The sequence below is a fragment of the Syntrophorhabdaceae bacterium genome (assembly GCA_035541755.1).
Taxonomy (GTDB): Bacteria; Desulfobacterota; Syntrophorhabdia; order Syntrophorhabdales; family Syntrophorhabdaceae; genus PNOF01.
In genome coordinates this window covers 1-20,756 of sequence record DATKMQ010000102.1, presented here as the reverse complement: position 1 = coordinate 20,756, position 20,756 = coordinate 1, and the positions used below count along the sequence as shown (strand labels likewise).

The following is a 20,756-nucleotide window of genomic DNA, read 5'->3' as shown; positions in this document are numbered from 1 at the left end:
GCCGAAACCTGGCTGTTAAGGCAGATGTTCTCGACCCCCAGAAGCAGCGTGATCTAGTTGAACAGACCAATCCCCGGCTCCTCGAAGGAACGGTCTGGTATCTGGAAGATCCCCGAGAGCTTGTTCACGCAGAAATCGCATACCCCCGCTCCAAAAGGAATGGTGACACATCAGGGCTCTTTGTTTCTTCCTATGGGAATTTTGGCCGGTATGTCCGTCGTACCCTTAAGGACTGTGTCGCTCAAGGCCAAAGATTTGGCAGGGATGAAGTAGATACGATTATCAGGTTTCTATTTCTGGCTTTAAAGCGTTACGGTATCGTGGAGCAGGTGCGCGGGGGAGATGTTCCAGGCTACCAGATCAATCACGATTCTTTACGATGGATAGCAGGAGACGGCAAGGAGAGACACATTGACCGGACGCGGTTGCTTGAAGCGGGAGAGATTCCACCCGAAGTGAACACGTACTTTGCTGCGTGCTATCAAAAATTCGTCGATTTGAAGTGCGTGCTTGAGGCGCGTGAACACACGGCCCAGGTAGCATCTGAAGATCGAGAAGAACGGGAAGATCGCTTCCGTAGCGCTCAGCTTCCTCTGCTTTTCTGCTCGCCCACCATGGAGCTGGGGGTTGATATCGCCCAACTCAATGTTGTTAACATGCGTAATGTTCCGCCAACGCCTGCCAACTATGCTCAACGAAGCGGACGTGCCGGCCGTGGTGGTCAACCCGCGCTTGTCTATACGTACTGTGCGGGCCGTAGCCCCCATGACCAATACTATTTCCGGCAACCCACGCAAATGGTCGGTGGCTCGGTTGCGCCGCCACGGATAGATCTTAGAAACCGCGACCTTGTGAGGTCACACATCCACGCCATATGGATGGAGGTGGCGAAACCGGACCTCGGCAAGACCCTTACCGCCGTATTGGACATTGAGCACGAAGACGGTAAGCTCCACCTTCCAATCAAGGACTTCGTGAAAAAGGAACTTGCTAATCCTGTGCATCGAACAGCTGCATTCAACAAGGCGAATCACTTGATAAACGGCATTAGGGATACGCTTTCCGGGGCTGTTTGGTTCCACGACAATTGGATCAAAGAAGTGTTTGATCAGATTGAAAGGAATTTTGACGTGGCATGTACGCGCTGGCGCGAGCTTTATCGCGCAGCCGCCCGCCAGCGCGAACTTCATCACAAAATTATAGGAGATCATACAAGACCAGAGGCTGAACGAACGCAATCCCGTCGCCTTCGTGCCCAGGCAGAAAGCCAGATCCGCCTTCTCACCGAAGCGGAGGGCATTTATGAGGGTGACTTTTATTCCTATCGCTACTTTGCGGCGGAGGGTTTTCTACCGGGCTACAATTTTCCCAGACTTCCGATATCTGCCTATGTTCCAGGACGTAGTCAGCGTAAGGGAAGGGATGAATTTGTCTCCCGACCCCGCTTTCTTGCCATCTCCGAGTTCGGCCCCCGGGCCATGATTTATCACGAAGGAGGACGGTACAGGGTTTACAAGGTCAATCTGGATTTTGGATCAGAGGATGTTGAGGCAAGCCATGCCCTTGTGACAAACACTATGAAACGATGCACAAGCTGTGGGTATGCCCACATGGAGCAGGGAGCCAATCTTAGAGAGGTATGTGACCATTGTGGCAATTCCCTTGAGGCTGACTCCGTTATTCCCGACCTTGTGCATCTCCAGAACGTCAGTTTGAAACTGGCCCAGAGAATCACGTGCGACGAAGAGGAGCGTTTACGCTTTGGCTACAAAATGCTCACGTCCTATCGCTTCCCTGGTGTGGGCGGAAAGCTTGACCGTAAAGACACAAATGTGTACATCGGCGATCAGCCCGTCATGAAACTGAGCTATGGCGATGCTACTCAACTGTACCGCATTAATGTGGGGTGGGCCAACCAGAGAGGCAACCAACCTCCCGGTTTTATCCTCGATCTTGAGCGGGGGTATTGGGCCAAGAATGCAGCAGACGCGGATGACCCCGGGGACCCGTCAGCAGGACGCAAGATGCGCGTTGTTCCCTATGTGACTGATACAAAAAATGCTCTGGTGATGCGGCTTGAGCCGGTGAGACCTGCAGCCGAGATGGCGAGTCTGCAAGCGGCCTTCAAAGAAGCAATCCAAAAACACTATCAGCTTGAGCCCAGAGAGTTGTCCTGTGAAGGCTTGCCTTCGCTTAAGGACCGTCGGGAGATTCTTTTCTACGAGGCGTCAGAAGGTGGAGCTGGTGTCCTACGCCAGTTGGTTGAGGACCCCAAGGCCCTTCCTTTACTCGCGCGCAAAGCCCTTGAAATCTGTCATTTTGATCCCGATACCGTGGAGGATCGGGCATCTAAAACCTGCGGAAAGGCTTGCTACGAGTGCCTCCTCGACTATAGCAATCAGCCTGATCACCAGCATCTCGATCGCTATCTTATCAAGAACATTCTTGCAGAACTTGCAAGGGCAGAAAGCAGGCCGGCAGGTGGCGCGGGGTCGCGCTCTGAGCGCATGGCCAATCTGCGCAAGCTTTGCGACAGCAAGCTTGAAATCAAGTGGCTTGACCTCGTGGATGATCTTGTACTGCGTCCTCCGAGCCATGGGCAGTACCTCATCGAGTCATGCTCTACCCGCCCAGATTTCTTCTATCGTGAGTATAATGCGGCGATCTATGTGGATGGTCCGCCTCACGATGAACCGCACCAGATCAAAACCGATGAAGAAATCACGCGTAACCTGAAGGAAGAGGGCTATATAGTAATCAGATTCCATCACAAGGAAGACTGGAGAGGGATATTCCTGAAGCATCCCGATATTTTCGGAGAAGTCGAATGATAACACAAAGCAACCTGTCAAAGCCAGGCACGCTGGTACGTTCCCGGGGACGGGAGTGGCTTGTGCTCCCTGAATCGACTGATGAAGTCCTCATGGTCCGTCCCCTCGGAGGTCTCGATGAGGAGATTGTTGGCATCCTACCTTCGGTAGAGCCTGTCGAGTCTGCTACATTTCCCTTTCCGTCTCGACAGGATGTGGGTGATTTCACCTTGGGCCGCCTCCTGCGAGAAGCAGCACGGCTTTCCACGAGAGCGGCAGCGGGACCTTTTCGGAGTTTCGCCCGGATTGCGGTAGAGCCTCGTCCTTATCAGCTTGTCCCCCTTATGATGGCGCTTCGACTCGACCCTATCAGGCTTCTTATAGCCGATGACGTGGGTATCGGAAAGACTATTGAAGCTGGGTTGATAGCCCGCGAAATGCTCGATAGAGGAGAAATCCACCGTCTGGTGGTACTTTGTCCACCGGCCCTGGCCGAGCAATGGCAGAAAGAGCTTGAGGAAAAGTTCCATATTGAAGCGGAGCTGGTGTTGAGTAGTACCATCCAGCGACTGGAAAGGGACCTGCCCATCGGTGTATCCGTCTTCGATCGCCATCGGTTCGTGGTAGTCTCTACGGACTTCATCAAGAGCGACCGGAGGGCCGCAGATTTTGAGTTGAAATGTCCGGAGTTTGTCATCGTGGATGAGGCCCATGGTTGTACTGTGGCCGGCGGGGTGGGCAGGGGCAGACAGCAGCGATTTGATCTGGTCCGTAAGATCGCTCAAAAACCCGACCGTCACGTAGTACTTGTGACCGCCACTCCTCACAGTGGCAATGAGCTCGCGTTTCGGTCGCTGCTGGGATTGCTCAATGAAGAGTTTTTTGATCTTCCCACCGACATTGGAAAGGAAGAGCGTGAGAGCGTGCGAAGAAAGCTCGCGCGCTACTTGGTCCAGCGCCGTCGAGCCGATATCCGTCACTATCTTGAGACAGATACGTCTTTTCCAACGAGGCTCGATAAGGAAGAAACCTACGCTTTCAGCCCAGAATACAGACAACTCTTTGATGACATCTTTCGTTTTGCTCACGAGTTTGTTTCCGACAAAGGAACCGGAGAACGTCATCGCCGGGTCCGATACTGGTCGGCTCTTGCACTGTTGCGCTGTGTGTCATCCAGTCCTGCCGCAGCAGCAGCAACACTTAGGAGCCGAGCAGCCGCAGATGAGGCATCCCCAGGGGAAGTGGATGATGTGGGTCGTCGCACTGTCCTTGATCAGGACGATGTAGATGATGTCGCTACGCTCGATTTCAGCCCTGGTTCAGATTCTAATGAGGACAGCGATAATGTCCGCCGGAAGCTCCTTGCCTTCGCCCGTCGGGCGGAAAACCTCGATGTCGGGCTCGACAATAAACTCAAGGGGATGGCAAAAGAGGTCAAGGCACTTATCAAGGATGGTTTTCAGCCCATTGTCTTTTGTCGTTTCATTGATACGGCCGATTATGTGGCTAAGCATCTCCGCGGTCTGCTTCCGGCGGGGGTTCGTGTCGAATCGGTCACAGGCCTACTACCTCCAGCCGAAAGGGAGGCGCGTATAGCTGCCCTGGTTGAGGGAAACGATGAGTATGTGCTTGTGTGTACTGATTGTCTCTCCGAAGGCGTGAATCTTCAGGAACACTTCAATGCGGTTTTTCATTATGATCTCTGCTGGAATCCCACACGACACGAGCAGCGGGAGGGCAGGGTAGACCGATTCGGTCAGGAAAAGCCTCAAGTGCGGGTGATTACTTACTACGGAAAAGACAACCCCATAGACGGTGTGATTCTTGATGTGCTTATCCGTAAGCACAAGAGCATCAAGAGCGAATTAGGCGTCACCGTGGCGGTGCCTGGTACCAGTGAACAGATCGCCGAGACGCTTTTTGAAGGTGCGCTCTTCCGGGAGGCAACGGCAAGCAACCCGGCGCAGCTCACTTTTGATTTCTTCAATGAGATTGAACCAAGAAAGGCTGCCTTTCATGCCGAATGGGAAAACGCGCGAGAAAAAGAGAAGGCAAGTCGCTCTCGGTTTGCTCAGCATTCTCTTGATAAAGATACCGTTGCAGCAGAGCTCAGGAGTGTGCGTGAGTCCATAGGCCGGAATGAGGATGTAGCACGGTTCTTTCGTACCCTTCTCCAGATAGCTAAGGTGCCCGTGGAGGACTGTGGTCAATCAGTGAAGGTGCACCTGAGCGATGAAACACCGCGTGCGCTTCGCCAGGCCCTGGGGCGTGAAGAACCGTTCACGGGGCGCTTCGATCTTCCTCTCCAAAAGGAAGAAATCTATCTCGGCCGCACCAGTCCGATAATTGAGGGGCTGGCCGGCTGGGCCCTCGATGAGGCCCTCGATCCAATTACCCGAAATGACAATAGAGTGGCGTCACGGTGCGGAGCGATGTCGACGTCGGCCGTGGCCAGTCGGACAGTGATACTCCTGGCCCGTTTTCGTTATCATTTGCACGTTGCTGGGACGGTAGGTGAAACAATTCTTTGCGAGGAGACAGTTCCGCTTGCCTGCCGCGGCCCAGTATCAAACATCGAATGGTTAAGCGCAGAGGAGAGTGAGACGCTTCTCGCCGCCACACCCGAACGCAACCTTATTGCTACCGCCATTGAACAACAGATAGATTTACTTTTTGACGCTCTTGGTAGTATCCAGCAAGCCCTTGAACCAGTGGCCCAGAAGCGTGCGGTTGCTCAGCTTGAGGCCCACGAAAGGGTCCGGGAAGCGTCGCGAACGAAGGGCCGTGTTACCGTTGAGCCCGTGCTACCCGTCGATATTCTCGGGGCCTATGTCCTTTTGCCGAGGCTTCCCTAATGGCACGGCGAGTAAATGAATTTCAGACAATCCGGTCCGAAGGTGGACTCTTACCGTCTGATCTGCTAAGGCGCATAATAGATCCAAAAGAAAAGATACCTGGTACGGAGCCTCAAGATTATGGCTTGCCCCACGGTGATCGCATCAACGAGACAATCACACAATCGTGGAACAGATTGCGGCGCCACTGGGCTGAATTTAGTGACGCCGTGCAGAAACTCCCCGAAGGAGAGCCGGGCACGGGCGTCACCAACGACAAGTGGAACCTGCCCCTTCTGCGTGAGTTGGGGTTTGGTCTCCTACCGACTACCGCCGGCCCTGAAATAGAAGGCCGCACTTACGCAATCAACCGGTTCTTGGGTCCAACGGCTATTCATCTGATCGGATGTAATCTTAGCCTTGACCGTCGGGCTGCAGGTGTGCGTGGTGCTGCGTCTGCCAATCCTCACGGCCTTGTTCAGGAGTTCCTTAACCGGGCAGAGGGATACCTGTGGGGTATTGTCTCCAATGGCCTTCGGTTTCGCATCCTTCGTGATAACCAGGCGCTGTCACGTCAGTCTTATCTGGAATTTGATCTTGAAGCTATGTTCATCGGAGAGGTCTTCTCAGACTTTGTACTTCTCTGGCTCGTGGCACATGCCACGCGCTTCACCGTTTCAGACGGTGGGAGGCCCGAGGGTTGTTGGCTTGAACAGTGGACCAAACTTGCCGAAGAGCAGGGAACGCGAGCCCTCGAATCACTCAAGGGTGGTGTCGAGAAGGCCCTCGAAGTACTCGGACAGGGGTTTGTTGGCCACCCACGTAACACGGCCCTTCGTGAGAACCTGCGCACTGGGGCACTTTCTCCGGGCGAATTTCACGGTCAACTTCTTCGGGTGGTGTACAGGCTTATCTTTCTCTTTGTTGCTGAAGATAGGACATTAGAGGGAATTCCTCTCATTCACGCACGTGATGATTCTGAGGAGGGACGACAAGCCCGTGAACGCTACGCTATCCACTATAGCACAGCACGTCTCCGGGAGCTGGCTGCAAACATAAGGGGCAGCAGGCATGGCGATCTCTGGCACCAGTTCAGCCTGCTGGTGGGTGCTGTTTCGGGCGATGATCGCTTTGTCGGTGCCCGCGAGCATTTGGCCTTGCCTGTGCTGGGAAGTTTTCTCTGGTCTGCGGTAACCACTGAGGCTGTCAACGCCCCAAACCTGACAGAAGGGGAGGGGACAGAACTTGCAAATACTGATTTTCTCGAAGCAATTCGCCATCTTGCCTTTACCCGACAGGGGAAAGTGCTAAGGCCAGTAGACTATAAGAATCTCGGATCCGAAGAGCTTGGCGGTGTCTATGAGAGTTTCCTTGCGCTCACTCCCCAGATCAGCGGAGATGGTACTCGGTTTAGCTTTGCAGAGTTTGCCGGGAATGAACGCAAGACCTCTGGCTCCTACTATACACCCGATTCCCTTGTGCAATGTCTGCTCGACTCTGCCCTCGATCCAGTGGTGGAGGAAGCGACCAAGGGCAAGGTCGATGCTGAAGCGGAAAAGGCGATTCTGTCACTTAAGATCTGCGATCCTGCGGTGGGCTCCGGTCATTTTCTTGTTGGCGCTGCCCACAGGCTTGCTCGCCATCTGGCCCGGATACGAGCCATTGCCCAGGGCGAGAGCGAACCATCCCCACCTGTGTATCAGCATGCTCTCAGAGATGTGATTGGACATTGTCTTTACGGAGTGGATATCAATCCCATGGCTGCCGAACTCTGTAGGGTAAGTTTGTGGCTAGATGCCTTGGAGCCTGGAAAACCGTTATCATTTCTTGACCACCACATCCGCGTCGGTAACAGTCTGCTCGGAACAACCCCAGAACTGATTATTCAAGGCATACCCGATGACGCCTTCAAGCCTATCGAAGGGGACGACAAGAAAGCCTGTGCTGAACTGAAAAAACGGAATAAAGTTGAGCGCAAAGGGCTGGGGCCTTTGTTTGCGAAGCAGGAGGCGGAGATTCAGGCACAACTCGCAAAAGCTGCCGCCGAATTGGAAGAGTTGCCTGATGATCGGCCCGAGGATGTTGATTGCAAAGAGTTGGTATTCCGCAACCGTGAAGAAGCAGAAGAATATCGTCATAAAAAACTGCTTGCCGACGCGTGGTGCGCAGCGTTTGTGATAAAGAAATATTTACGTGAGCCGGGAAGGGAAAGTAGCGCCACCGGAATCACGCAAGGGAATCTCAATGATCTCGTTGGCGGTAAGCAACTGCCCAACGAACTTAATGCCGAAGTCGAACGCCTTGCAGATCTATATCAGTTCTTTCACTGGCATTTGGCCTTCCCGGAAGCATTTGCGCGAGGTGGCTTCGATTGCGTGTTGGGCAATCCGCCATGGGAGACAATGGAACTTAGTGACAAGGAATTCTTTGCGGAGTCCAACCCCACTATTACCGCTGCGGACAGCCGATCACGTCGGAAGACTGCTATTCAAGCTCTGGAGAAGATTGACCCCAGACTTTACCAAGCATATGAAGCAACACGCCGACGGAGTTTTGCAATTCGATCCCTTATTCAGAATTCTGGTCTTTATCCTCTTTCGGCTTTTGGGCGAATAAATAGCAGCTCGTTATTCACTGAACTCGCGTTCCGACATAGCAACAAAGATGGCTACCTGGGCATGATCGTCCCATCATCTTTACTCACGGATGCCTACAACCGCTATTTTTTTGATTCACTTTTTTCCGGACGCAACTTGGTGTGTGCTTATGACTTCGAGAATCGCTCACACTTGTTCTCCTCCGTACATCCGCAGTTCAGGTTCTGTCTCTTGACCATCACCCGTCACATTCAACCTAACCCTACGGTATTTGTTTATTATGCTCATGACCCATCCGAGCTCACTGATCGGGTAAGACGAATTTGCTTGTCTCCGGATGACGTTGCTTGTATGAATCCCAACACCAAAACAATGCCAATTCTCATTACGCAACGAGACGCTGAACTTTGCCTTCGAAGTCACCGAAAACACCCGATCTTGCACCAAGAAGTTGAAGATGTAAATCTCTATAAAGTAGAGTTCTGGACGACTTTCTATATCAAAGAAGCTTCAGCTCAGTTCCTCCCAAACAAGGAACAAAACCGAAAAGAGAATTCCTTAGCCGTTTACGAAGGTAAAATGTGTCATCAGTTTGACCATCGGTTTGCGTCCTTTGCCCACGAAAGCACTAACATTGATACGGTTCCGGCTTCCGCCAAGGAGAACCCCTGGTTATTCGCAAACCCCCGTTATGTTGTTTCCAGCCAAATATTTGATGAAGCCACCCAAAAAAGGTTGCGATTCGGTTGGTTCCTCGGCGTACGCGACATTACGAATGCGACTAATGAGCGAACATGCATTGCATTTGTGTACCCGCGGCTTGCCAGCTTCGATACCATCCGCAACATGACACCAACAGTCAAAGAGCCCGAGTTAATCTCTGCGTTCATTGCAAACCTCAATTCTTTCATGTTCGACTATCTATCGCGCCAAAAGGTTTCCGGCACCCATTTCACGTTTTCGTACTCCAAACAGGTCGCCATTGTAAGCCCTGAACAAGTTCTTGCTGCTCGATTCCAAGATGAACCCGCATCCTGTGCTCACTGGATGCGGGATCGCGTCCTCGAGCTCACCTATACAGCGTGGGATTTGGAAGCTTTTGCGCGTGACTGCGGCTACAATGGTCCGCCCTTCCGATGGGACGAAGGACGCCGCTTCCTGCTTCGCTGTGAACTCGATGCTGCATTTTTTCATCTGTATCTCGGTTCAGAGGAAGAGTGGCGAAAAGAACCGGAAAGCCTCACCAGTGCATTCCCCACTCCTCGTCACGCCGTTGATTACATCATGGAGACCTTCCCCATCGTGAAGCGCAAGGACGAATCTGCCCATGGTACATATCGGACCAAGGATACCATTGTGGAGATCTACGACGCCCTTACCGACGCAATCCGTGCCGGTCAGCCCTACCAGACCCGTCTCGATCCTCCCCCTGGCCCCCCAGCAGACAATAAAGGCAACTTCCTCCCTCTCTTCGAATGGAAACCCGGCCAGCCCAAGCCCGCTGATTGGCCATCTCACATCCACGCACCAAAAGGATGTTCATAATGAGCCGACCTTCGGTAATCAGAATTGACTATGAGTCCGAAGGTTTTTCGCCCGGTGGACCAGTTTCGAACGGCCATGCGGTGCTCGAGACATCTTGGGACGATCTGCTGTGGGCTGCAATGACGATAGGACGTCCTAACCGCCAATACGTATTCAGATACGGCCTTTCGTCAATGTACGAAGCGTTATTCCGAATATCCTTGGTTAGAATGGCACTTGAACAAAGCGGACCAAGAGCATACAGACTCAACAGGACCCAGGCGGTGAAAACGCTGGACCCATCAGAAAAAGGTGCAGTTAGTTATTTCCTCGGCATGGTTATGTGCAAGCTCTTTTCTGCTAAGCTTCTCGACGCCCCGTGGGTTTTACATCTTGATGTTTTTCGTGATCAACTCAACCCGAAGGTTCTAGGTGGACGTTCTCGCCCTGATCTTGTCGGGCAAACCAGTTCCGGTGAATGGGTAGCACTTGAATCCAAGGGACGCGTCAGTCAGCCGAGCTCGGATGTGAAGAATAAAGCAAAACAACAAGCAAAAAGACTTATTAGTGTAGATGGTTTGCCACCATCATTTCAGATTGGTGCCGTCACATATTTTCGCAATGACGTTTTGCAATTCTTTTGGAGGGACCCCGAACCGGGTGACTTAAAGATTCGGAATTCCATCAAGGTTAACACTGAAGAGGGCGTCTGGGGCTATTATTATCGGCCCATATTTGAACTATTGCGATCATATACTTTAGATTCTGACGAAATGCCCAGTCGTGCGGATCAAATGGTCATAGTTAAGGAATTGGATTTAGATCTGAGTATCCATCCGATCGTACTAAAGCACTTACTTGCTGGCCAGTGGGGAAATGCAAAAAAATTATGTACCGAGCACGTGCACTCGCTTACAGAAAATGGTTATCAGGCGGATGGAATTCGAGTTATTGCGGGAGACTCTTGGTTTCAGCCATTTGAGGACTAATTAGAAATGGCGAATCCGAGAAATACGAGGTGAAAATATGCCGATTGAATTTGGTTTCTGGCGAATCGATCAGAAAATTAGAGAAATAAACTTCGAGCCCATGACCACGGAATCACGACTCGAAGAAATCCTTGATTCCAACATAACCATAGCTGCACCCCATCTGATGGTGATAGGCCGGCAGGTGAGAACTTCATTTGACAAGGTGATCGATCTTCTTGCCATCGATGTTGAAGGAAATCTTTCGGTCATCGAGCTCAAGAAGGACAAAACATATCGCGACATTGTTTCTCAAGTTCTCGACTATGGCTCATGGGTTAGGACACTACGAGACGAGGACATCGCAAGGATCTATCATGACTATGTGACAACCTGGCACCCGGACCGGCAGGCGAGTTCAATTAACGATACCTTCTGTAAATGGTTCAAAGTCAAAGCCATGCCAGAGGAACTTAACAGCAACCATGAACTGATAATTGTGGCTGGGGCTTTTGATCCTAGCACGGAGCGAATAGTAACATATCTCGCAGAGCATCACGATGTTAGTATCAATGCGGTTTTCTTCCGTTTCTTCAAGGATGGAGAGAGGGAATACCTTTCGCGAGTTTGGTTACGGGAGCCATCGATGACGGCAACGGAAGGTAGATCCGATGGAGTCCACAGTGATTGGAATGGAGAATATTACGTCTCTTTTGGCATAAACGATACTCGAGACTGGAACGAAGCAGTGAAGTATGGATTTATTTCCGGAGGTGGAGGACCTTGGTACAGCAATACCCTTTCTTTGCTCGAACCGGGAGCCCGTGTCTGGGTGAATATCCCAGCCACAGGATATGTAGGCGTTGGACAGGTTATAGAAGGAAGGGTTCCAGTGGAGGAGTTCATGACAATCAATGATGCTGGCGGTCGAGTTCCAATTACCACATTGCCCTTAAAGATAGCAACCGCTATGAAATCTGCAGATAACCCAGATAAAGCCGAATACTTAGTGGGCGTAAGTTGGCTAAAGACGGTACCAGTTTCACAAGCGATCAAAGAACGGGGATTTTTTGGAAATCAGAATACAGTTGCACGGCCAACGACAGAAAAATGGAACCACACGGTGGAAAGGCTCAAGACAAGGTTCGGAATTGACTGATGGCGTGGTACATAAAGAATTGCGAGGTGGGATAAGACCCGAAATCATCGATTAGCGTAAGACATTGAGTGGGAGACAGTATGGAAAACAAAAGTGTGATTGTCGCTAACATTACCTGGAATCCAGATGGCTGGAGGAATATTCACATTGACCCTCGAGCCGGACACGCCTACGCAAGAAAGTACCCTGGACATGAATGTTTGAATTTTAAGTTTGATAAAAAGAATCTCGATACAAGAGATATCGTTTATGGGTTCGTACAGTGGACCGCTCCTCCTGCAAACTTTGAAGATGGTGGAATAATCATCTTTTACACAAGGAACTTAGAAACTGGGCACGGAGAAATTGTTGGCATTTACTGCAATGCAAGGCTAATCGAACCGAGGAGGACCCCCTGGAAGGAATTCGAAAATGGCATGCTGGAAAGCAACATCGCTGCGCACAAAAGGGTATCGATGTTATTTCCGATTGCGTTATCAGCCAAAAGATATTCTAAAAATAGATTGGTTCCACAGATTGGTTTTACATATAAGGACATCGATTTCGCACGGCGTGTGGTGACAGATGAATTAAGAGAACTTTCCAGATCTGGTGTGAGGCTTAATGAGTTTAGGGCGTTGCAGATGATTTTTCAGTATATAACTGGCAAAAGACTTAATGTAGAAGAAACGGAGCCAAATAGCTCGGAACAAGACGAACTCGATTCCTACGTCGCACGGACTCAAACCAAAAGTGAAATCATTGCAGAACTGGAAAAACTCAAACAGACGGATCCGGAACATATCGAGGTCAACCATAAGACATATAAGAGAGACGCGAAAACGATTGCACAACTTAAGAAATTAAGAGACCATAGATGCCAAATTTGTGGTTATGGTATTCTTAAAAAAAGCGGAGAGCTGTATGTAGAGGCAGCACATATAATCCCCAAGAGCCAGAAGGGGCCAGAAATGCCTGACAACATTTTGATCCTCTGTCCTAATCATCATAGGGAGTTCGATGTTGGAAAGAAGCAAGTGATTACTCACACAAGAGATGCCATAAAGTTTGAGCTAAACGATAATATCTATAATATAGACCTCCGGTTGCTCCAAAGATAAAAAAGGGCGCAGCTCAGTTGGTGCCAGACGATAGTACGAAGATTGTAATTGAAAGTGCTGGCTACAAATCAGCCGTGACTGTGAGGCTTCGGCTAGAGTGTCTTGCTAATCTATAATTCAGCTGGATCCTTACACAGTGTTAATCAACGGCCAATTTGTAGCGAATGTATTGTGTTGGTACCAAACCACTTGGCAAGGGTAACCATAGCGGGGTTACTCAACTGCTGAGTGAACAGGACAGCAAGACGTGTCGTAGGGCGCGAGCAGGTGACGTAGAATAGATTACGGTTTCGTTCGAAGGTATCACGTTTTTCCGAAGGGACCGTGGCTGGAGAGTTGGCCCATTCAAGAAACTGGTTGAAATTGTATTGGTTCCATCCCCGTCCAACAACCACAAGCACGTTCTCAAATTCGGCGCCCTTTACACCGTGCTTGGTCTCGAAGGGGGTGAAGCTGTTAATGTAACGAGAAAGCGCGACAACCTCCTGGTAAGAGATGGCCCGCAAGGCATGTAGTCGCTCCAGTTTTGACGCATCTTCCATGTTCGGATCCTTTAACCACTGTTGAAGCTTCTGCTCTTTTCGCTCTGCAGCTTCTGGTAGGCGGGGCCGCTTTGATTGTCTCAAGTGATCAAGCACAGCTCCGATCGTCCCGGTGGAACGCAACGTAAGCAACGTATCCATGTCTCTTGCCCACGCTGTCTTGTCGGTGTGAGACCGAATAGCGGGTGTGCGCGTGCCTAGTGCGGCAAACATTTCACCGAAGTGTTTATTCTCATAGGCTATGCAGACGGGCTCAAGTGTGTCCATAAAAAAAGCTATGTGTGTGTCTTCCTTCTTAATAAACGCGTCATTGTATGGAAAAACATCGGCGAGATTGTTGTAGCCCTGTTCTCTGGCCAATACTTTATGGGTAAGCATAAGAATTTTACTTTTATCTGGAGAAAAGTTCCAACCCTCGGTGATAAGACGTTCTACAAGCGCCCGAAGATATTCATGGGCAACCTCAGCGGGTAGGTCGTCGCCCCAGTGTTGTCCTGTACGCCTCACCCCCCTCCAGTCATTAGTGTGATACACTGCGACGGAACCCTGGGCAGTCGGATCTTTCACTTGCTGAGGGAGCTCTGGTCGCATACGGTTCAGTACGTCGACGATAACGGGAACTGAACGAAAATTGGCCTCTTTGCCTATGACCTCAAGGGCCGGATGTTCAATCCTTCCGCAACCTGACCCATAAATCTTTTGCCAATGATCGCCGAAGAAGCCCATTAGCGGCCCCTGTCCGGAATCAAGGAAGTGTGATCTCAGCGCCTGTGCTATCTTCACATTAGTGTCCTGGTATTCATCAATGAAAAGGATCGGGTAACGTGTAACTAGGCGGGTGCGGAATTTTTCATAATTCATGAGTTTGAAGGTTAAGTCCAATACGTCGTCGTGATGAAGTGAAATTTGGGCCTCATCTATTGCTCGCCAGCCAAGATCATCGTAACCGACTGACTGAGATTTTATACCTCCGGCTTCCTCTATTTTCTCAGACCAACTACTCATGTTCGGAAGCTCATTACGCATGAAGGGCTGATAGTCCTTGATCATCGACCAACAGAAGGAGTGAATTGTAGAAGAGTGTATTGCCGGGTGTCGGTCGATGCCCGACGATATCTGTTCGCTGGCAACATTAGTGTAACTAATGCAAGCTACTTGCTGTCGTTGTCGCAATAAATTGTTCCCCTTTTCTTGTATCAAGCGCTTTAAGGCATATTTCAAAGAATAGGTTTTGCCCGCGCCGGCACCGGCCTCCAAGAGGAAATTCTTATTCTGATCAATGCAGGCACACATATGGTCGAGAGCTTCTTTCGCGGAACGTTCCGCGGGATTTAGAACTGCATCATTCACGAGATTGCTCCTGTTGCGGTATCCTTATCTTTCTCTACATGCCCAGATTTGGCTGGGGAAAGAATTACGTCAGAAAGCAATGGTCCTTTTGCTAGCCAGCTAAGACCATCTGCTATATATCGTGGCACGAACCATTGGGTCTTTTCGAGTGCATATTCCAGGGCAAACTCCGTCTTTCTAACGGTTTTTGCTTTTTCGTAGGCTTCGTCTTCGCTGTCTTCGATAGAGGCCTTTGTTAAATCAAACATATCTGGATTGGCTAGTATGAATGCGTCTTCGAAGCTTCGTCCGCACGGTGCCTCACTTGTCTCCGGCACCTGGTATGCCAGACGATGAAAACCACGAACCTTCTTATGGTCAGGCAGCCCAATTAAGCTCGAAGGGCTGATATTGGTATCTTCAAACCAATCTTTGATGCAGCCGTTGCTTGTGTTCGTGCCCTCTGACACTTTGCAGGCTATCAGTCTGTTCTCAGCATTCCGTTTTACAGAATCCAAGTCGGTTATTACCAAAGTGGGGAGTTCAAGAAAATCTAATAGTTGAAAGAAACGGTGTGCATACGCGCCTCCAACTTCCACAACGGAAATATATTGGCTGGACAGTTTGCAGCCTGGGGAGAGGGCCTCGTCCACAATTGCGATCATTCTGGGTAACAATAGGCGCTCAGCCGTGCCTTCGATCAAAACTGCCTTGTCGGCGAAGAGAAGGTCACACCTCGTTAACGTCATGTACTTGTGAAGAAACTCTTGATCCCCCTGTGGTATGCCACCCAGCCCTTTTTGCAGGTCTTTTATCTGTGTCGTAAAGATGACGTCCGAATCAGCCGTTGGAACTGCGAGAAAATACCTCATGGACCTGAAGGGAGCTTCATTCGCAATATGCGTTGAATGTGTTGTGACGACGAATTGTACTGGCCAACGAATCCCATTATTGAACTCCTTAGCGAATACATCGGCAATCTCTCCAAGTTTGCGGATGAAAACTTCCTGCATTTGAGGGTGCAGATGTACTTCTGGTTCTTCAATGAAAACAAGATGCATACCAGCTGTGGGTTGCCTTAGCTTGAAGGATTTAAAGAACTCTAAAATCTTCAACAGAATATATATTAGATTTCTTGCGCCTAGCCCATTATATGTTTCGGGAAGATTAATCCCATTGACCCCCGCATAGTAAAGTTTGGTATGGTTGGTCAGCAAACGTTGCACATCCAATGTCGTTTCTGTGCACAGTTTTGGATCGCTCAAGCCAGGATACCCAAAGAGAGAAAACGCGGGCAAGAGTTCATCCAACTGATCCCGAAAGTCCGTATCGATACTGTCTTGAATTCCCCTTACAGTACTCTCAAGTTTTTGAACAACGTCACGGTCTTTCGGATCGGCCAGATCGGAGACAGCACTATCAAACAGTGTAACCAAAACTTTTCCCAGAACGTCCATGTCTCTATGCGTAATATCGTCCAAACCACGCTGCGCATTGATGAATCCGCTATTCATGAGGGCACGGAGTGTTGACAAATCTATGACCTTTCGGTTTGTTGGGTCCGTTGGATCTTCAGCTAGCAAAACAACAGCGTAATACTTCGGAATCCGTTCTCTAATGGTTCGAAAAAATGTTTTTTTCTGAAGGTCCTTAGGGGCATTTAGATCGTACTCGATGTCATTAAAAAACGCGTTAATTTCTCCGTCCTTTAATTGGTAACGAGCAACAATAATAGCCTCGGTACACTCTTGGTCCAAGTCTATTACGAACTCTCCCAGCAAGCCCAGGTTCGGCATTTGCTTATCATAATTGACTGTGAGCTTAACCTCAATAAAAGGTAGCGTGTCGCGAATCTCATTTTCCTCGTGCTCCTGCCCCTTAAGGACGAAAGCGGTCCAGAACTGATCGTATACAGAAAGAGAGAAGTCTTCCAGGCGAAAGGATGGTACGGTGTCTGACAATAAACGTCGGATTAATTCGGCCAGTGAAGTCTTGCCGCTGTTGTTTCGGCCTACAATTACGGTCGTTCTTTCTTCCAAGAAGAGATTAACTTCTCTCAGCAGACGGAAGTTCTGGATATGAACCTTTTTTATATACATGTTTTCTTTGCCCCTCCTGTTAGTTACGTGCTTACCTTACGTCTGTTCCGGTATCGTCCGACCGAATTTCTGCTTCATAAGATGAACATTAAATGCACAGAAGCAATTCTGCATGAAACAGTCATAATCAGGTTTTCAGGGCAATTTTCCTAACATTATAGTTTTAGTCATTGCCATGTACCCCTGGGGGCTTATTGCAATCGACTGGCTGATATCTCCCCACCTCTAAACTTATTCTCCTCTAATTCCTATTTGTTTTCAAGCTAAATTTGGCGATTAACATTCTGCGTAGCCGATTGAAAAGTTCAATATTCCGCTGGCTCTGCAAACCAGGATTTCATAAGATAGACGTGCCGAGAACACTTACGAGCTAAGCGCGAGAGGCTTAACGGAGAGTTGCCCATCCTGTTAGGAAATAATGTATCATCCGATGAACAAAAAAGGCCCCTCGAATGAGGGGCTAGGGGAGGGAGAGAAGTTGCTCTCGGGTTTCTTCTTTTAGAAGTACGATAAGAGTTTCGTCTGCTTCGGCCCTTCCTTGTATTCAATAGCGGGTTTGGGGTGTATCTGCGACTCATACGCCCTGGCCTTGAATTCTTCTTCCCCTTCAACTGGCGTATGGTTTTCGAGCCTGGTCCCTTCTTCATAGAAGTGATCCCATCCCCGACCCATTGAGCGTCCCTTTGCGTTATGTTTGTCATAGGCATAATCAGGTATCTCCATATGGCGTGAAGGGTGTTCGTTTAACAGCGCGATAACAGCCCAGTCGATAAGCCTGCTCTTTCTGGAACGGCAGAGAAGAAGTACTGCATGGATAAGGAAGAGCGTCTCGGAACCTGAGTTATCATCCTTCTTTCTTTTCTGCTGACAGTACATATCATAGAGCGCCATGATGTTGGCAGGCATTAAAGGTTCTGCAAGACCCACATCCTCAGATGTTATGATCTTCATACGCTTCCATGCGTATTCACCATAACCCGATGTCTCGAGCTCAGTGGCAAAGAAGAGGGCGACTTCTTCGTCACTTCTGCGTATCGCTTTCTGAAATGCCGATGATACCTCAAAGAAGTCATACCCTTTCTTCGTTTTGATCTGATAGTGTCCCATATGGTGTGTAACCTCCTTATTCTCTTTATGCCGCATGTGCGGCTGATTTGATACCTGAACCCGCGTGGATCACCTTCCTCAGTCTCATAAGATGCCGGATAATGAGGTCGAGCCTCTCGGGTGTGACCGTGGAATGAAAGACCGCCTTCTTGAGGTGGCGTGATCTCTCTTTATCGATGGTACCGATGAAACGCTCCACTGCCCGGAGGGCGCTTTCAAGTTCGTTTATACTCTCCCGTTCCTCCTCGTTGATCGTCTGAAGGGTGAATATGGACTCCTGGCGCTCAAGCTCAATGAGACCCTCAACGAAGGCCCTCAGCTTATTGAAGGTGTTGAGCTTACCTGCCGCAATCTGACGGTAGATCACGGCCTGTTTATCCACTGACACACGGCTCATCTCATAGGCCTCGTTATGGTTGAGACTGCCTTTCACCGTCATGGCCTGGAACTGGGAGTCAAGGTTCAGGAGGCTTAAGCGCATATCGATGCGCCATATCTTTTTAAATCCCATCTTTAGAGCCAGGTCTTCTTTGGACCAGCCCCGATCGATAAGTGAGGCAAATGCCTTTGCCTCCTCGATGATGTTTAAGTCCTGACGCTGTATGTTCTCGAGGAGGGAGAGCTCTTCCACGAGATCGTCATCGGCTTCGATCACATGGACGGGTATGTGGGTTCTATCGGCAAGGAGAGAGGCACGGTACCTCCTCTCTCCACCGACTATCATGAACCTATCCCCCCGAGGGGTGACGACGATAGGCTCTAAGACACCGTACTCTCTGATCGATTGGGCAAGCTCGGTAAGCTTCTCTTCATCGAAGTCCTTTCTGGGCTGGTTCGGATTAGGGTAGATGTCACTAAGCGGTAACGTCTCCATAAAGGATCTCCTATGGCTTCATAGGCATGATGAGGGCATGCTCGTTTATGACGATGGCTCCTTAGCTCTCCGGGAAGAGAAGGTCGATGGTTTCTTTGTTTGCATATGCCTTGATGGCATCTACCAGGAACCGGCAGTTCACCCTGATCGTCTTCGATGAACCCGAGAGGGTACTCTCGGCGGGGACGTGCCACCTGTAAGATCCGTTTACACTCTCTGCCTTGATGTCTATCCTGCCGTTTACCGTCATGTCGATTGCCGCATTGTCGGACACAGGCAGTATCCCGGGGATCAGTTCGAGAAACTCCTGAACCTTGAAATGGACCTTATGGTACCCTGAGACATCGGGCCAGACGGTAGCATAGTCAGGGTACGCCCCTTCAATCACCCGGGTGGTAAAGATACCTCCTACGAGCGGTGATGATACCTGGTTCCCGTTAACGATCAACGTGTCAGCTCCGTACTTGTGCATGAGGGCTGCCGCCCGTCTCGGTATGACGAAGGGTATACCCTCTGTCTTGTCGATAGGAACGCGGTGGAGACGAAACCCATCGGTACTGACCAGATAGCCATGAGCCATATCGAAGAAGACCCCGGTCAGGATGAAGCGGGTTTCATCGGTACTCACCGCTGGGAGCACCGAGGCAAGAGCGGTTTTGAGATTTGGTATCGTTGTTTCTAAACCGGTTGCAGTTTTGATCTCAGGGAACTCATCGGTTACGGATGCTAAAAGGGTGCAACGGCCATTTACCTGTATGGAATCGGCATTCACCGTGATCGCTACGTCCTCCACCGTACGGTTCAATGCCTTTACTTCCTTGTAGAGCACACCGGCATCCACAAGGAATGCGGTAGCATTGGAAGCAATCGCCGGGATTGACGCTCTATAGGAGAGTTCGAGGTCTGTGGCACTGATCGTGAGGGTCTCTTGGGTCACCTCGATCCTGACCATACCGAGGACAGGCATAAGGGCCTTCTTTGATACGATGTCACAGACAACCTGCAGGGCAGCTTCGAATTCTTCCCGGTACAGACTGACCTCTCCGGTCGTGATCGTTGAGACCGGTTTGTCTTCAAGCAATCCTCCTGTTGCCTCTGGATCAGAGCTGGCGGACTCGATAGGGATACCTGTTAGAAGGGTGAGGTCCTTGCGTTCTATGGTATAGGTTGCCGCCTTGTCTGTAATGTCCCTGGCAGTGACTTTCCACTCCTTGGGGTTAAGGCCTAATATCTCCATGGCCTCTTTTGGCTTGCACTCTCCCTGGATCGTGTTCTTCTGTCCTTCGTGGATGATGATTGTTTTCATGAGATTCTCCTTTTCTTGTTGGTTTTTGCTATACTTGCATCAAGCCCTGTGTTCATGCTGCTACCCCAGCACGACAGGCTACTCCCCCGCCTGAGTTGGCACAGGGCTTTCTCATCCCTTTACGATCATGACCGCTTCCGATCCCCAGAAGAGCTTGGTCCATTTTTTGAGCTCTGATACGGGGAACGTGGTGCCGGCGATGATGACCGAATGAAAGAGAGGATCGTATTTCGCTTTAAGTACCGTACCGCTTTTAAGCTCGATCTTGATCTCAAACTTTCCACGCTCTGAGAGATCGGATGCTATACTCCTTAACTGCCTGAGAACTGCATCGTTCATAATTGGTTCACCTCCTTTCTGAAGATTCTTTTTTGTATCTGGCCTGATATATGGTCGATTAATATCTGCGGGAATGGAACCCGTTTTCACCTGAGCTGATTGCATGTAATGTCCAATAATATCCATATGTTATAGATATATTATCGTTCAGATGGGAGAGGTTGTCAA

At 50.0% G+C, this 20,756-nt stretch carries 12 protein-coding genes; 6 read left to right on the top strand and 6 right to left on the bottom strand.

What is annotated here, in order from left to right:
• From VMT62_10555 to VMT62_10530, 6 genes are all read left to right on the top strand, one after another.
• Positions 1 to 2,831: helicase-related protein (locus VMT62_10555; protein HVN96862.1), on the top strand; the 2,831-nt coding region annotated here is incomplete at its 5' end.
• Positions 2,828 to 5,665, top strand: coding sequence for a helicase-related protein (locus VMT62_10550; protein HVN96861.1), 2,838 nt, complete (start codon positions 2,828 to 2,830; stop codon positions 5,663 to 5,665). The genes VMT62_10555 and VMT62_10550, both read left to right, overlap by 4 nt.
• On the top strand, positions 5,665 to 9,786 hold the full coding sequence (locus VMT62_10545) for an N-6 DNA methylase (GenBank protein HVN96860.1): 4,122 nt from the start codon (positions 5,665 to 5,667) through the stop codon (positions 9,784 to 9,786). The genes VMT62_10550 and VMT62_10545 overlap by 1 nt, the downstream gene beginning before the upstream one ends.
• Positions 9,786 to 10,754, top strand: a complete 969-nt coding sequence (locus VMT62_10540) for a hypothetical protein (protein HVN96859.1) — start codon at positions 9,786 to 9,788, stop codon at positions 10,752 to 10,754. The genes VMT62_10545 and VMT62_10540 overlap by 1 nt, the downstream gene beginning before the upstream one ends.
• Before the next feature lie 37 nt (positions 10,755 to 10,791).
• The gene (locus tag VMT62_10535; GenBank protein ID HVN96858.1) at positions 10,792 to 11,892 is read left to right on the top strand and encodes a hypothetical protein; all 1,101 of its coding nucleotides are present in this window, start codon (positions 10,792 to 10,794) and stop codon (positions 11,890 to 11,892) included.
• A gap of 80 nt (positions 11,893 to 11,972) precedes the next feature.
• A complete protein-coding gene (locus VMT62_10530) occupies positions 11,973 to 12,992 on the top strand; it encodes an HNH endonuclease (GenBank protein ID HVN96857.1) in 1,020 nt (339 codons plus the stop codon).
• A gap of 143 nt (positions 12,993 to 13,135) precedes the next feature.
• Here VMT62_10530 and VMT62_10525 read toward each other — a convergent pair whose 3' ends face one another.
• The 6 genes from VMT62_10525 to VMT62_10500 form a co-directional block, all read right to left on the bottom strand.
• Positions 13,136 to 14,884: a UvrD-helicase domain-containing protein gene (locus VMT62_10525; GenBank protein HVN96856.1), complete on the bottom strand. Its 1,749-nt coding sequence runs from the start codon at positions 14,882 to 14,884 to the stop codon at positions 13,136 to 13,138.
• Positions 14,881 to 16,962: an ATP-dependent endonuclease gene (locus VMT62_10520; protein ID HVN96855.1), complete on the bottom strand. Its 2,082-nt coding sequence runs from the start codon at positions 16,960 to 16,962 to the stop codon at positions 14,881 to 14,883. Before VMT62_10520 ends, VMT62_10525 begins: the two co-directional genes overlap by 4 nt.
• Positions 16,963 to 17,460: 498 nt before the next feature.
• Entirely contained in the window at positions 17,461 to 18,069 is a 609-nt protein-coding gene (locus VMT62_10515) for a hypothetical protein (protein HVN96854.1), read from the bottom strand.
• A gap of 25 nt (positions 18,070 to 18,094) precedes the next feature.
• Complete coding sequence (locus VMT62_10510) at positions 18,095 to 18,943, bottom strand: ParB/RepB/Spo0J family partition protein (protein HVN96853.1); 849 nt, start codon at positions 18,941 to 18,943, stop codon at positions 18,095 to 18,097.
• 61 nt (positions 18,944 to 19,004) lie between these two features.
• Positions 19,005 to 20,249: a DNA polymerase III subunit beta gene (locus VMT62_10505; protein ID HVN96852.1), complete on the bottom strand. Its 1,245-nt coding sequence runs from the start codon at positions 20,247 to 20,249 to the stop codon at positions 19,005 to 19,007.
• 111 nt (positions 20,250 to 20,360) lie between these two features.
• Positions 20,361 to 20,588 carry a hypothetical protein gene (locus VMT62_10500; protein ID HVN96851.1) on the bottom strand — a complete coding sequence of 76 codons (228 nt, stop codon included), beginning with the start codon at positions 20,586 to 20,588 and terminating at the stop codon, positions 20,361 to 20,363.
• Positions 20,589 to 20,756: the final 168 nt, after the last annotated feature.

What these genes read in the sequence shown, in the direction of transcription:
- VMT62_10550 (HVN96861.1), top strand. Translation starts at nt 2,828, where the DNA reads ATGATAACACAAAGCAACCTGTCAAAGCCAGGCACGCTGGTACGTTCC.
- VMT62_10545 (HVN96860.1), top strand. Translation starts at nt 5,665, where the DNA reads ATGGCACGGCGAGTAAATGAATTTCAGACAATCCGGTCCGAAGGTGGA.
- VMT62_10540 (HVN96859.1), top strand. Translation starts at nt 9,786, where the DNA reads ATGAGCCGACCTTCGGTAATCAGAATTGACTATGAGTCCGAAGGTTTT.
- VMT62_10535 (HVN96858.1), top strand. Translation starts at nt 10,792, where the DNA reads ATGCCGATTGAATTTGGTTTCTGGCGAATCGATCAGAAAATTAGAGAA.
- VMT62_10530 (HVN96857.1), top strand. Translation starts at nt 11,973, where the DNA reads ATGGAAAACAAAAGTGTGATTGTCGCTAACATTACCTGGAATCCAGAT.
- VMT62_10520 (HVN96855.1), bottom strand. Translation starts at nt 16,962, where the DNA reads ATGTATATAAAAAAGGTTCATATCCAGAACTTCCGTCTGCTGAGAGAA.
- VMT62_10515 (HVN96854.1), bottom strand. Translation starts at nt 18,069, where the DNA reads ATGGGACACTATCAGATCAAAACGAAGAAAGGGTATGACTTCTTTGAG.
- VMT62_10510 (HVN96853.1), bottom strand. Translation starts at nt 18,943, where the DNA reads ATGGAGACGTTACCGCTTAGTGACATCTACCCTAATCCGAACCAGCCC.
- VMT62_10505 (HVN96852.1), bottom strand. Translation starts at nt 20,249, where the DNA reads ATGAAAACAATCATCATCCACGAAGGACAGAAGAACACGATCCAGGGA.
- VMT62_10500 (HVN96851.1), bottom strand. Translation starts at nt 20,588, where the DNA reads ATGAACGATGCAGTTCTCAGGCAGTTAAGGAGTATAGCATCCGATCTC.